Origin of the sequence: Gordonia sp. KTR9 (genome assembly GCF_000143885.2) — a bacterium.
In the GTDB taxonomy this organism is placed as follows: domain Bacteria; phylum Actinomycetota; class Actinomycetes; order Mycobacteriales; family Mycobacteriaceae; genus Gordonia.
This window is the reverse complement of the sequence record NC_018581.1, coordinates 113,976-126,833: the sequence shown is the minus strand read 5'-3', so window position 1 is coordinate 126,833 and position 12,858 is coordinate 113,976. Positions and strand designations below refer to the sequence as shown.

Genomic DNA, 12,858 nt, shown 5'->3' with positions numbered 1-12,858 from the left:
CCGCGGAATCTCACCCCGCGGGAAACGCCGAACATCTACCGTCAGGTGATGAGTGTCACTGTGCCGGCGGATGAACCCGCCTTCGATCCGGGGGTGGAGCATCCGTTCGGTCACCTCGGCGTCGCTCCCCATGGTTCGCGCCGCTCCCGGGCGGTCAACGCCTACCTGGCCCGCGTCGCCTGGCCGATGATGGCCGCGGCCGGGGTCAGCCATCCCCGGGTGACGGCACAGATGATCCAGCGGACCCGTCCGGCCCTCAACCGGACGATCGAGCGGATGAACCCGCCACCGGCCAACACCCGGGTGGATCTCGTGCGCGAGACGTTTCGCGGCGGACAGGTCCGCGGCGAATGGGTCATCGGCCGGCACGCCGCCGCCCCGGCCCCCGGCACGCGGATCGTCTACTACCTGCACGGGAGCGGGTACATCGTGTGCTCGCCGCGAACGCACCGCGGCCTGGTCGGCCGGCTCGGCAACAAGACCGGTCTGCCCGCGTTCAGCCTCGACTACCGGCTCGCCCCCGAACACGCGTGGCCGTGCGCGGGCAACGACACCATCCGCGGCTATCGCTGGCTCCTGTCACAGGGGTACCGCGCCGAGGACATCGTGGTCGCGGGCGACTCCGCCGGCGGTCACCTCGCGCTCGACCTGCTCGCCGTCAACCACGCGACCGGAACCCCGCAGCCGGGGTCGATGGTGCTGTTCTCGCCGCTCTACGACCCCACTTTCGAGCTGGCCGTACGCAACCAGCGCACCGGGGTGCGCGACCCGATCATCGACGCGATGTCCGCGCGGAAGATCCTGCGGCTCTACACCAGGGCCGCGGACCCCGATCACCCTCGGATGCGCGTCCGCCTGACCCGGGACATGGGTCTGCCCAAGACCCTCATCCAGTACGGGGCACGCGAGGTGATGGGCGCCGACGCCCGGGCCACCCACGATGAGATCGTCGGCGCCGGAGGGGTTTCGGTGATCCAGGCGTGGCCGGATCAGGGGCACGTGTTCCAGCTGATCCCACGTCTGTCGGCCGAAGCGCGGTCGGCGATCGACACCGCGGCCCGGTTCATCGCGGTGACGGCGCCGGCTTCCTGAGGCCCGCAAATCCACCCCTTTTCCGCAAACCCACCACGCTCGGACGGGGTGGGTTTGCGGAAATAGGGTGGGTTTGTCGTCAGGCCGGGTCCGCGAGCCAGGCGCCGTGGAGCCCGGCTGGGACGCGGATCGGCAGTTCGACGGTGGCCACCGGCCCGGCCGCGGGGTCGTCGGCGGCGAGAAGGTAGAAGTACGAACGCATGTCGGCGGGATCGGTGCCGATCGCGCCCCAGTGGTCGCGTTCGGTACCCGGGATGTAGATCGGCTCGCCGATGGCGGTTCCGGGGCTCCAGAAGGTCTCGGTACCGGCGGAGAGATCGTGGAACCAGAGGCTGTCGCTGGCACCACTGTCGCGCGGACCCTTGGCCACCGAGGCGATCCGGTGGTGGTCCCGGGTGAGCAGGCGGTCGTCGACCCGTGGGAATTCCATGTTGAAGGCGTTGTCGCTGACCGTATTCCGGGTGATCGTCCCATCCGGGCGGATGATCGCGCGGGTGAGCGCCGAGGTCGCCGGCCGCGGTTCGTCGGCGAAACCGCCCGGGTAGCTCCACTCGACGTAGTCGACGATGACGCCGTCCTCGGGGTTCGGGCCGTCGAAGGCGTTGGCGAAGTGCCACACCCAGAACGGGTCGGTGTGCACCCAGCGCACCGGGCCACCGTCGCGCGGGATGAGCGCGATGCGCGTGCCGTCGTCGGGCTGCCACGACAGCAGCGACCCACCGGTCATCACGCCCTCGAGGTCGAAGATCAACGGGCACACGAAGAGTACGAGGTATCGCGACGTCAGCGCCATGTCGTGGATCATCACCGGCTTGTCGAGTCCGTCGACCGGGGTGGGGCCGGTGGTCGTCGTCCCGTCCGCGGCGACCACCGACCACGTCAGATACGGCGCCTCGAGCCCGTAGTTGAACAAGACCATCTCGCCGGTGGCCGGGTCGATCTTCGGGTGGGCGGTGCTACCAACCCGCATCGCACCGTCGCAGTCGGTCTTGGCCAGGGTCGCCAGCGACGACGGTTCGAGCAGATAGGGCCGGTCGGATTCGGCCATCGCCATCAGGCGTCCGCCGTGCCGGACGATGTTGATGTCGGGCAGTTCGCGGTAGGTGCCGGCGAGCTCGTCGCCCACCACACTCGCCGGCGGCGTGTATCCGTCGGTGAGTCCTGACCAGAGGGCATGTCCGGCAGCCTCTTCCGCGAGGACCATCGGGGTCCGGACAAAACGGTTGGTGTACCCGACCCGACCGTCGTCGATGCTGATCCGGTGCACCATGCCGTCGCCGTCGAGGGGGTAGACGAAGGATCCGATCGGGTCGAAGCGCGGATTGGGGCCGTTGCGGAGATAGCTGCCCCGCAGATCCGCGGGGATCTCTCCGGAGACGGGCAAGTCGGCGACATCGACCTCTTTGCGCTGCGGGGCGAACACGCCGGTGAGGTGGGCGTGGTGCGCCATGTCGACGGGGGCGGGGGTGGGGGGCGTGGTGAGGGTCATGGGACTACCTTCGGGCTGCTTGGCGACGGGCTGGTCGGGCGGATGGAGTGGTACCGGCGAGTTTCAGCCGGCGGTCGGGGCGGCGCTGCCGGCGGGCGTGCTGGGCGCCGAGTCGGCGATCGCTCGGGTTCGCTTGACCGCGAAGACGATCAGTGCGATCGGGACGACCCAGTTCAGCAGGATGTTGCCCGGGTGGCTCCCGGACGCCGTCGAGGTGGAGGCCAGCAGCCCGGCGACGATGTGCGAGCAACCCATGAGCGCGATCGCGGCCGCCCACAGGAGGCTGATCTGCCGGTTCTTGGCGCGGAACACCGGCGAGTTCCAGAGTGCGGGATCGACGGTCTCCCGGGCGTACTGCTCGGTGAACGGGACCGTGAACGCGGACACGGCCATGACGGCGGCGAGGACGAACGCCGAACCACCACGCCCGAAGAACACGAGCGCCTCGTCGACCTGCGTGTCGCCGAAGATGCCGATGAGCGCGATGACGCCGAACAGAACAACTCCGGCGACGTCGATGATCTTCCAGCCGCCGCCCGTGCGGACCGCCTCGTAGATGGTGACGGCCAGGGCCAGTACGCACGCGGCGAGCCCGGCGAGCGTGACGTGGTCGGCGCCGAGACGTTCGGCCGACCATGCGAATACGAACCACGGAGCGAGTCCCAGGATCATCGACTTGGCGTTCATGGTGCGGTCTCCTTCGGTACGGCGGTTGTGGGCCCTCACGGGTGCCCACGTCTGGGTGAATCCACTGTCCGCCGTGCCGGTCACGCGTACATCTGCGTCATGACGGAGAAATCGCCGCCAACCGTGCCTGGTGATCAGTTCTGCTGCCGGCCCACGACGAACGCGGCGAGTTCGACGCGAGTGCGCAGGCCGAGCTTGGCCAGGGCGTGGGAGACGTGGGTCTGCACGGTGCGGGTCGAGATGAACAGACGGTCGGCGATCTCGCCACCGCTCATGCCGGTCGCGACCAGTTCGGCGACGGTCGTCTCGGTCCGCGTGAGACTCTCCCATCCATGTGTCGGGCGGTCCCGTGCTGCGGGGTCCAGCCGTATCCCCAACGGGCGCAACCGCGAGGCCACCCGCGCCGAGCTGGTGCTCGCGCCCATGCCCCGGGTCAGTCGCATGGCGCGGCGGGCGAGATCGCGGGCTCTGTCCCGGTCTCCCGCCATGGCCGCCGCGCATGCCGCCTCCTCCCACACGCACGCCTCGGACTGCCGGTCTCCGACGGTCTGCAGGATCTCGGCGTGTTCGTCGGCGGCGGCCACGATCGTGAGCGGATCCTCGTCGCGCAGCGCCACCGAACACATTGCACGGGTCACCGCGACGGGGCCGGACATGGGCCACGCGGGCGGGACCGGGAACTCGTCGAGCCCGTCCAAGACGCTGCCGAGCAAGGTGTTGTCGCCCGCGCGGACGCCGATCCGCGCGGTCCCGAGCGCGACGGTGGGCAGCCAGGAGTAGAGGTTGAAGCGACGGCCGTGATCCCAGGCCCGGGTGACCGTCGTCGCGGCCACCCGCAGCTTCCGGTTCGCTTCATGGAGCAGTGCGCGGGCGTGGATGGGCACCGGGAACCCGAACTGATCGGGCAGGCCGGTCCCGTCCCACTCGTCGAGTCGGTTCGACGCGATCGCGAGGTCGCCGCGGAGAACGTCGACCATCGCCCGGCCGCCGACCGCCATCGACTTCCATCCCATGTCCGCGGAGTCCGCACGGTCCAGGCCGGCGTCGAACGAGGCCGCGGAGTCGTCGAGGTCGCCGAGCCCGAGTGCGATCCCACCCCGGGTGAACTCGTGGTACGCGGTCATCCAGTCGGCGCCTCGGCTCGAACGCAACCGGGCGGCGCCCGCCAGCAGGTCCGCCGCGGCTGCGGGGCCATGCGCGTACTGCTCGATCAGCGACGGCCAGATGTCGGCCGATGACGTGGACAACGGGCCGGTGGCAGATTCCACGGCGTCGCGTCGCGAGGCGTGCAGCGCCAACCCGAGTGCATCGTCGACCTCGCCGCGCAGGAACCGCCGGAGCGCCTCGGCGATCAGGCCGGGCACCGAGCGGGTGGTCGCTTCTCGGTCGATGTCGAAGAACGGGGTGCGCGGGGCCGGTGCGCGTCCGTCGAGGAGCCCGACGTAGTGACGCAGATCGGTGAGGGTGTCCGCGACCTCGTCGTCGACGGGGAGCTGCAGCGTCTCGTCGATGAGTGCCCGGACCCGGTCGGTGTCGCCCTTCGCGGTCAACGCGAACAACAGGATTCGGAGCAGTTCGGCGATCTCGGCGATCTCGGTCGCCAGCGCCATGCCCTCCTCCGCCACCCGACAGGCGCGGTCCAGCCGACCGGTACGGGCGAGGGCGACCGCGAGGGCGGTGTTGACGCCTGCCGACGGACGCGCAGTCCGAGTCGCCAGCGTCTCCAGCAGTTCGGCCGCCACCGCAGGCGTGCCGCCGAGCTCGCTCTCGGCACGTCGTACCGCGGCGAACATGGCGGATTCGTCACTGCCCGAGGCAATTCGATGGTGCGCGACCGACTGCGGGTTGTGCCGAGTGCTGGGATGGCTGGCGATCGCGTCGTGCAACACCGAGCGCAGCGCCGGATCGAGGTGCTCGTAGGTGACGTCGGCGTACAGATCGTGGGTGAACCGCAACGCTCCGCTGTCGTCGGCGGCGACGATGCCGGCGTCGATCGCCGATTGCGCCGGCCCGACCAGGGATGCGGGTGGTACCGCATCGACCGCGGCCAGCTGGGCGAGTGTCGCCGGACCGCCCCACACCGCCAGTTTCTGCGTCAGTTCGCGGGCCCGTCCGTCGAGGAGCGCGGCATGTTCGGCGATCGCGTCCTCGAGCCCCTTCGGTATCCCATCCCGAGTGCGGGCGTCGACGGTTGCGCGGCCTTCGACGATCCGCAGCCCGCCCGACTGCTGCAGGGCGCGCAGGACCGAGATCACGTGCATCGGATTACCTCCCGATGCGAGCAGCCCGAGGAGTTCGTCATCCGGTGCGGCACCGATGATCTCGGTCGAGATCCGGCGAACCTCGTCGAGTCCCAGCGGCGGCAAGGCCCATTCGCCGACCTCGGTGCGCGCCACCAGCCGGTTCAGCAGGTCCCGCTCCGGAAGCGGCCTGCGGCCGACGAGGACCACCAGCGGCAGCACACGTGTGCCGGTGACGAGTCGGTACAACAATTCCAGGGTCGCGGCGTCGGCGTGGTGAGCATCGTCGACGACGAGCACGAGCGGCTCACCGGCACACAGCGCGTCCACTCGCGCGTAGAGTTCGTCCTCGAATCCGTCGGGTACGGGGGTCGGCAGATCGACGTCGAGCAACTGTCCCGCGAGCCCGAACGGCTGGCGCCACGACAGCTCGTCCGCCCGGACCGTGCGGACGAATCCATCGGCGGCGGATACCAATTCCCGCAGGGTGTGGGTCTTGCCTGCGCCCGGGCCCGCCGTGATCACGCAGACCTTTCGCCGGACGGCCCCCGGTTCCCGCTGAGCGGCGGCGATGAACTCGCGCATCTCGTCGACCACCGCGCGACGATCGGCGGGCTGGGACGCGAGCACGAAACCCAGGGTATCGGCTGTGTCCGATTCGCGTGATCTATCCGCGCACCCTCACCGGCCGAATTCGGAACCGTAGCCCTGCCGGTCCGCCGCCGCGGCGAGTCGCCGGTCGAGGTCGTCGGACCAGTCGCGCGCGACCTGCGCGTCGAGCACGGCCAGCCGCTCGGTCACCGGGACGCGCTGCGCCGGGCCGCATCCGTCGAGGAGGGACTCGAACAGCGCGCGCAACCGGCGTTGCACTTGCACCTGGCCGGTGCTGTGCCGGCGGATCTCATCGGTCCCGATCGCGACGTAGTCCGCCCAACTGCGGCGGATGCCGCGCACCGAGGCGCCCGGTGCAGTCGGTTCGCCACACAGCCGCGGTGCCAACAGCAGCAGTAGATCCTCGGTGTGGTCGAGTGCCTGCACCACTACGCTCGGGTCGTTGCTGCCCGCGGACATCGCCTTGAGCGCGATGTCCGAGATCGCCTGCAGCGCCGCGGCGGGACTCACCGACGGCTGGTGGGTGTCACCGAACAACAGGCAGGCCAGCACCCGACGCGTCTCCACCCGTGCCGGGTCGCCGACGATCTCGACGACCGGGAGATCGTGCGGGACATGGTCGCCGACGGCGACCAGCAGGTTGATCCGCACGTCCCACGAAGCCGCATATCGCCGCAGGCGGTCGCCGTTGACCGCCAGGAGCACCCGACCGCGCGCGGTCACCTCCCCCAGCCTGATCTGCGTGCGCTCCGCTTCGATCTCCGCGCCCGGATCGGTTCCCCCATCGCCCCGGTCGAGCGCTGTCCCGACGACGACCTGGTCGTCGAAAGCGGTTGGGGCCGTGGTCTCGTCGTGCGCTGTCGGCGGCGGTAGCTGCCGGACGATCGCCGACCGGCCGTCGTCGGCGATCCACTGCAGCAGGCGCGCGGTGTTCAGGATCGTCCCGACCTTGCCGACGAGCGCGATGAAGAGGTACGCGCTGATCGTCGTGAGCATGAACGCGATCGCCGTGGACAGACCCGGAGTCGGCTCGTCCGGGCCACCCACCGACAGGTCGATCGCGATGATCACGCTATAGACGAAGGTCGCGAGGAAGAAGCCGGTGGACCACCGCATGACGGGTTCCTGCTGCAGCATCGGGATCACCCGCACCGAGATCGACGACGCCCCGAACTGCATCGCGAGGGTGACAGCGGTGAACACGAGGCCGGTCAGCGTCGCCATCGAACCGGCGATCACGCTGAGCAGCGTGGCCAGTGTTCCGGGGTCGACCTCGAGTTCGAGCAGTTCGTCGAAACCCACCGTCGTCCACGCCGCGACGATCGCGAACGTCACGAGCACGACCGGCAGCCGCCAGATCGGGACGGTGCGCAACGCCCGGCGCGTACGCCGCCACCGGATCGCGGTCGCCAGCGCGCTCGGTACCGCTTCCGTCACCACGCCGACCGCGGTCGGGGCCGGCGTCGGGTCGGGGACGGGCGCGACGGTGTCGGGCACTCCGAATCGGCCTGCCACCGCCTCCTGCACGACGATCTTCCAGCGCATCAGCGGTTCTCGATACCGCTGCTCTCGCCCGATCGACCGAGCGATCTTGCGGGGACGGTTCTTGTACCGCCACCGGGCCCACGGTGATCGCGGGCGTGCCAGCCGGGCGGCACCGAACCACAACAGGACCGGGACGAACATGCCCACGAGGCCCGTCCACACCTTGCCCTTGAGGAGGGTGACGACTGCCAGGAGCACGTTGAGCACGACGACACCCGCCGCCACAAGTCGCGCCACCAGTCCGTCTTCTTTCCGGATGTCCCCGACGACCTCGAACGCCCCGAACGGCTGCAAGCCCAGCAGGAAGAGCAGGCCGATGGCGATCGCGACGAACACCGCGTCGATCGACGTCCGGCCCTCCTCCGCCCAGTAGACGTCGCGGAGGTGGAGGATGAGCGCGAACTCGTCGAGCACCAGGGCCGCGCCGATGCCGAACGCGGCCGCCAGCACACAGTCGATGACCGGCGTGCGCAATGGGTCGACCGCGACGAAACCGAAGCCGGACAGGAGCATCGCCATCATGCCGAAGAAGGCGTGATGGACGTGCACCCCGCCGGGTGTCACGTTCCCGGGCCACCAGCTGACCTCCGCGCGGATCATCCGCACGCTGAACCGGATGAACAGGAAGGTCAGGACGAAGGCGAGCAGAAGGAAGAACAACGGTAGACGACCGGTCTCGACGATCCGCTCATCGAACCATCCGGCCATCCCCCGACCCTAGCGGTATGTCCCGGAAACCTACGGGGTTCGATCGACGTCGGGAGGTCGAGTCGATCTCATGCGGTCATGTCGCCGTCGACGATGTCATTGCGGGTCCGGCTGATCGGACCGTCGGGCCCTGTTGCGTCGGACCGACGCCAGCCGCGACGACGCCTGCGCATGGAGGGCGGTGATGTTCGCCGCCGGCGCGGGCGCCGTCGCGGCGCCCAGCGACGAGGCCGGTAGTCGGCGGCGTAGCTCGGCGATCAGGTCCGCGGCCTGTCCGGGCGGGCCGTCGTCATCGTGGACGAGGCAGATCGCGAAGTCGGAATCACTCAGGCGTGCCATGGCGGTCTCGGTGGGAAGCAGATCGACGCAGGTCTGGGCCAGGTGCACGAGCTGTTGATCCGCCGCCTCACGACCGAGCGTGTCGGTGGCCGTCGCGTCGTGGTCGATCGATAGGGAGATGACCGTGACCGCCGCAGCCGGCCGTCGCCCGTCGAGAAGTCCGGCGGTGGCGAGTTCCCAGCCGGCGCGGTTGAACACCCCGGTCACCGGATCCGTGCAGACGGCGGTGAGCAGCGTCCGCGTCAGCAGCCCGAACGACTCGGCGGCCGCCGGGATGGCGACGGCCACGACGATGTACGTGCTGAGGTACTTGGGCGCAGGTGCCACTGCCAATGCGACGACGCACGCGACGGTCAGCAGAGCGATCAGCGCCCACGCCTGCCGCCGCGGAAAGGTGGCGCGCAGGTACATCGCCAGGAACATCGCCGCGACCAAGCACAGGAACTCGGCACTGATCAGCTCGTGGAACGCCATCACCGCAGGGGTCGCCGCACAGGCTGCGATCACGGCCAGGAGCGGGCGCTGCGGACGCACGGACAGCCAGCCGAGCGCCGCGACGCCCAGGGCGACTGCGACGAATCCCCCGGTCGGGTCGGACAGCGTCGCCGAGTCGTCGACCGGGAACAGCGTGAGGGCCACCCCGATCGCGTACAGCAGCGATGTCACCGCGAGATAGGTTCGCAGCACGTGCAGCGGCGATCGCGGGAGCGGGCCCCGCAGCGCTCCCAGGTGCAAGTCCGGTCGGTACATCCCCCACTCCGATCCTCGGTATCGGTCCCCCGTCCCCGGTCCGAGGTTGCCAAACCGCGCCGCGATGCGCGACCGGCGGCGGACAGTGTGGTCGGGGCACCCCCTCGCTCGAAGCGCCGTTCGACTCGGTTCCAGCCGTTCCTCCACATATCCTGGGCCGATGGACAGCCTCGTCACCGTCGTCGTCGTCGACGACCACCCGTTCTTCCGCGACGGGGTGTCCCGGGGCCTGACAGCAAGTGGGCGGGTGCGGGTCGTCGGCGAGGCCGCCGACGGCATGGCGGGGCTCGAGCTGATCCGGCAGGAGAAACCCGACGTCGCGGTCGTCGACCATCAGATGCCGCTCATGACCGGCGTCGAGGTCGCGCATGCCGTCTCGCGCGACGCTCTGCCGACGCGGGTGTTGTTGCTCTCCGCGGTCACCGACGGGCCGATCGTCTTCCGGGCGCTCCAGGAGGGTGCGGCCGGTTATCTGTCGAAGGATGCCGATCGCGACGACATCGTCGGCGCGGTGACCCGGGTGGCCAAGGGCGAGACGGTGGTGCCACCGGAGCTCGCCGCCGGACTGGCCGGCGAGATCCGGGCGCAGACCCAGCGCGATGCGCCCGCCCTGAGTGAACGGGAACGACAGGTCCTCACCGGGTTCGCACGGGGGCAATCGATTCCACAGGTGGCCGCCGAGCTCTACATCGGTGCGTCGACGGTCAAGACGCACACACAGCGTCTGTACGAGAAGCTCGGGGTGTCCGACCGTGCGGCGGCGGTGGCCGAAGCGATGCGCCGTGGCCTCCTCGAGTAGCGCGGCCTCCTCGAGTCGAGGGGTCGACGTCGGCGGTGACGACAAGATCGCCGGGGCCACTCGGTATCTCGGCCTCGACGAGTTCGCCGACGAGCCGAGGATCCACGACATCCTGATCGATCACGCGATCCGCGGTATTCGGATTCAGGTGGTCCTGCGGCTGTTCCTGTCGGTGTTCGTGTTGCTGACCGTCAGTCTCGATCCACCAGCGCACGCGGAGACGTTCAGCGTCGTGACCGCAATCCTGTACGCGGCGTGGTGTATCGGTGGAGCGGTCGTCGTGGTCCGCCACGAGTCGGCGATGATCCGTTACTCGTGGATCGCGTTGCCCATCGACCTTCTCCTGCTCACCGCACTCGCCGTCGCGGCGAGCCGGTCCAACGAATCGAGTTGGACCACCGACGTTCTCCTCAGTGGTTTCGTCCTCGTGCCGATGATCGCGGCGATCGCCCTGCAGCCCAGGACATGTGCCGCGGTGGTGGTCGTCACGACCGCGGTGTACGCCGTCTCCTCCGCGTTGGCCCGCACGTCGAACGGCGAACCGTGGTCGGTGATCGTGCTGCGCATCCTCGTCGTCGCGGCGCTGGCCGTCGGCGCGATCCTGCTGTCCCGCTTGCAGCGATCCCGGGTGAGGACGATCGGGGCGCTCGCCGCCGAACGCGCCCGACTGCTCGATGCGACGATGGAGATCGAGGAGCGCGAACGGCGCGATCTCGCCGACAATCTCCACGACGGCGCCCTGCAGTACGTGCTGGCCGCGCGTCAGGAACTCGCCACGCTCCGCGATTCTGCCGACCCCGTGACCCTCGACCGCGTCGACGGTGCGCTGCGCGACGCGGCCCAACTCCTGCGTTCGACGCTGAGCGAGTTGCACCCGGCGGTGCTCGAGCAAGCCGGGCTGGCGGTCGCCCTGACCGATCTCGCGTCGTCGTTCGGCAGCCGCGCCGGAGCACCCACGGTCTCCGTCGACACCGCCGGATGGCCACCGGGGCTTCGTACCTCGGTCGATCCGCTGATATTCGCCACCGCTCGCGAACTGCTGGCCAACGTCGCCAAACACGCCTCCGCCACAACCGTCGAGGTCACCGCCGAGTTCGACGACGGGCGAGCGCGACTCGTCGTGGTCGACGACGGTGTCGGCCTGCCCGCCGACGTCGACGTCGAGGAGCTGATGCGGCAGCGACAGGCCAAGGGCCACATCGGACTTGCCTCGCGACGAGTGCGGATCGAGGGGGCCGGCGGCACGATGTCGCTCGCCGACCACCCCCGCGGCGGCACGGTCGCCATCGTGGAGGTACCCGCCCGCGAACAGTGAGGGCGTGTCCCCCGATCGGTGGAGGTGCGATTCAACCCCTCCATCACCCGGTCAGCGGAAACCACACACCGCCCCCGGCGAGCACAGTCATTGGTGTCACCGAAACAACCCCACCACCACACCGGGAGCACACCATGAAGACCACCACCCGCATCGCCACCGCCACCCTCGGACTCGCCGCCGCCACCGGCATCGCCCTCGGCGCCGCCGGAGCAGCCCACGCCGGCACCCTGCCCATCACCCGCCCCGGCGAACCCACCGTCGCCATGACCATCACCAACCACACCGACAAGCCCGAATACCTCCAAGGCGCCAACGCCGACGGCGGCCAATGGGTCAACGCACCCCAACACGTCCTCTACCCCGGCGCCACCGAAACCATCACCGCCACAGCCCCCTACACCAACCACCTCGACGTCAACGCCATCTACCGCATCGGACTGTTCGGACCCACCGCCAACTACCAACTCACCAACCACCCCCACAACGTCAACACCGACATGACCACCATCTGGGGACCACACGCCCAGAACTACTGGATCAACCCACACATCGACACCGGCTACCCCCAGGTCAACGTCGGCTTCGACCAGTGGTGAGGATTCTCGAAAGGAGGATGAGGGAACGGTTCGGGGGTGGTGCTCCGCCTCCGAACCCCGCCCCTTTCACCATAAGCGAGGAGTAGGGGCTTGCGGCAAGGCCCCCGCGACCGTGCACAATCGCTCGACGACCGACACCGGGAGGCGATCGATGGCAGATATGGCGGACACACCGGAACGTTTCCGGGTCCACGAGTCCGGGGCGTACTTTCACGGCACGAAGGCCGACCTCTGCGTCGGCGACTTCCTGACACCGGGCCACCGGTCGAACTACCGTCCGGAACACGTCTCGAACTACGTTTACATGACCAAGGTGCTGGACGGCGCGGTCCTCGCAGCCGAGATGGCGGTGGGCGACGGTCGCCCCCGGGTCTACGTCGTCGAACCACAGGACGACGTCCACGACGATCCGAACGTCACCGACAAAAAGTTCCCCGGCAACCCGACCCACTCGTACCGGAGTGCACAACCGGTGCGGATCGTCGGCGAGATGACCGGCTGGGTAGCCCATTCGCCGGATTACCTCCGGCAGTTCCGCGCGGGGTTGGAGGCGCTTCGGCAGCGTGGCGACGCGGTTCTCTACGACTAGCCCTTGACGGCGGCCGGTCGGGCTGGAAACCACCCCATAGAAACGGACAGAAGACAATACGGTCGCGGCGTCCCACCACAGGGCGGTTTACAGT

10 protein-coding genes are annotated in these 12,858 nt (G+C 69.3%); 5 read left to right on the top strand and 5 right to left on the bottom strand.

Annotation, left to right across the window (positions count from 1 at the left end; genetic code table 11):
• The first annotated feature begins 48 nt into the window (after positions 1-48).
• Entirely contained in the window at positions 49-1,092 is a 1,044-nt protein-coding gene (locus KTR9_RS01365; protein ID WP_044505616.1) for an alpha/beta hydrolase, read from the top strand.
• 79 nt (positions 1,093-1,171) lie between these two features.
• Here KTR9_RS01365 and KTR9_RS01360 read toward each other — a convergent pair whose 3' ends face one another.
• From KTR9_RS01360 to KTR9_RS01340, 5 genes are all read right to left on the bottom strand, one after another.
• On the bottom strand, positions 1,172-2,581 hold the full coding sequence (locus KTR9_RS01360; RefSeq protein WP_014924886.1) for a carotenoid oxygenase family protein: 1,410 nt from the start codon (positions 2,579-2,581) through the stop codon (positions 1,172-1,174).
• 63 nt (positions 2,582-2,644) lie between these two features.
• Complete coding sequence (locus KTR9_RS01355; RefSeq protein WP_014924885.1) at positions 2,645-3,268, bottom strand: hypothetical protein; 624 nt, start codon at positions 3,266-3,268, stop codon at positions 2,645-2,647.
• 134 nt (positions 3,269-3,402) lie between these two features.
• Positions 3,403-6,138, bottom strand: a complete 2,736-nt coding sequence (locus KTR9_RS28110) for a helix-turn-helix transcriptional regulator (RefSeq protein ID WP_274518055.1) — start codon at positions 6,136-6,138, stop codon at positions 3,403-3,405.
• A gap of 51 nt (positions 6,139-6,189) precedes the next feature.
• The gene (locus KTR9_RS01345; RefSeq protein ID WP_014924883.1) at positions 6,190-8,373 is read right to left on the bottom strand and encodes a DUF2254 family protein; all 2,184 of its coding nucleotides are present in this window, start codon (positions 8,371-8,373) and stop codon (positions 6,190-6,192) included.
• A gap of 96 nt (positions 8,374-8,469) precedes the next feature.
• Positions 8,470-9,462, bottom strand: a complete 993-nt coding sequence (locus KTR9_RS01340; RefSeq protein WP_014924882.1) for a GGDEF domain-containing protein — start codon at positions 9,460-9,462, stop codon at positions 8,470-8,472.
• Positions 9,463-9,622: 160 nt separating this feature from the next.
• Here KTR9_RS01340 and KTR9_RS01335 point away from each other — a divergent pair, with 160 nt between their 5' ends.
• From KTR9_RS01335 to arr, 4 genes are all read left to right on the top strand, one after another.
• Complete coding sequence (locus KTR9_RS01335) at positions 9,623-10,261, top strand: response regulator (RefSeq protein WP_014924881.1); 639 nt, start codon at positions 9,623-9,625, stop codon at positions 10,259-10,261.
• On the top strand, positions 10,245-11,576 hold the full coding sequence (locus tag KTR9_RS01330; protein ID WP_014924880.1) for a sensor histidine kinase: 1,332 nt from the start codon (positions 10,245-10,247) through the stop codon (positions 11,574-11,576). Before KTR9_RS01335 ends, KTR9_RS01330 begins: the two co-directional genes overlap by 17 nt.
• 134 nt (positions 11,577-11,710) lie before the next feature.
• Positions 11,711-12,175, top strand: a complete 465-nt coding sequence (locus KTR9_RS01325; RefSeq protein WP_014924879.1) for a hypothetical protein — start codon at positions 11,711-11,713, stop codon at positions 12,173-12,175.
• A 151-nt stretch (positions 12,176-12,326) separates the two neighbouring features.
• Complete coding sequence (arr, locus tag KTR9_RS01320) at positions 12,327-12,764, top strand: NAD(+)--rifampin ADP-ribosyltransferase (protein ID WP_014924878.1); 438 nt, start codon at positions 12,327-12,329, stop codon at positions 12,762-12,764.
• Positions 12,765-12,858 lie beyond the last annotated feature (94 nt).

Coding starts and splice junctions, on each gene's coding strand:
- arr (WP_014924878.1), top strand. CDS start 12,327: ATGGCAGATATGGCGGACACACCGGAACGTTTCCGGGTCCACGAGTCC.
- KTR9_RS01335 (WP_014924881.1), top strand. CDS start 9,623: ATGGACAGCCTCGTCACCGTCGTCGTCGTCGACGACCACCCGTTCTTC.
- KTR9_RS01365 (WP_044505616.1), top strand. CDS start 49: ATGAGTGTCACTGTGCCGGCGGATGAACCCGCCTTCGATCCGGGGGTG.
- KTR9_RS01360 (WP_014924886.1), bottom strand. CDS start 2,581: ATGACCCTCACCACGCCCCCCACCCCCGCCCCCGTCGACATGGCGCAC.
- KTR9_RS01345 (WP_014924883.1), bottom strand. CDS start 8,373: ATGGCCGGATGGTTCGATGAGCGGATCGTCGAGACCGGTCGTCTACCG.
- KTR9_RS01355 (WP_014924885.1), bottom strand. CDS start 3,268: ATGAACGCCAAGTCGATGATCCTGGGACTCGCTCCGTGGTTCGTATTC.
- KTR9_RS01340 (WP_014924882.1), bottom strand. CDS start 9,462: ATGTACCGACCGGACTTGCACCTGGGAGCGCTGCGGGGCCCGCTCCCG.
- KTR9_RS01325 (WP_014924879.1), top strand. CDS start 11,711: ATGAAGACCACCACCCGCATCGCCACCGCCACCCTCGGACTCGCCGCC.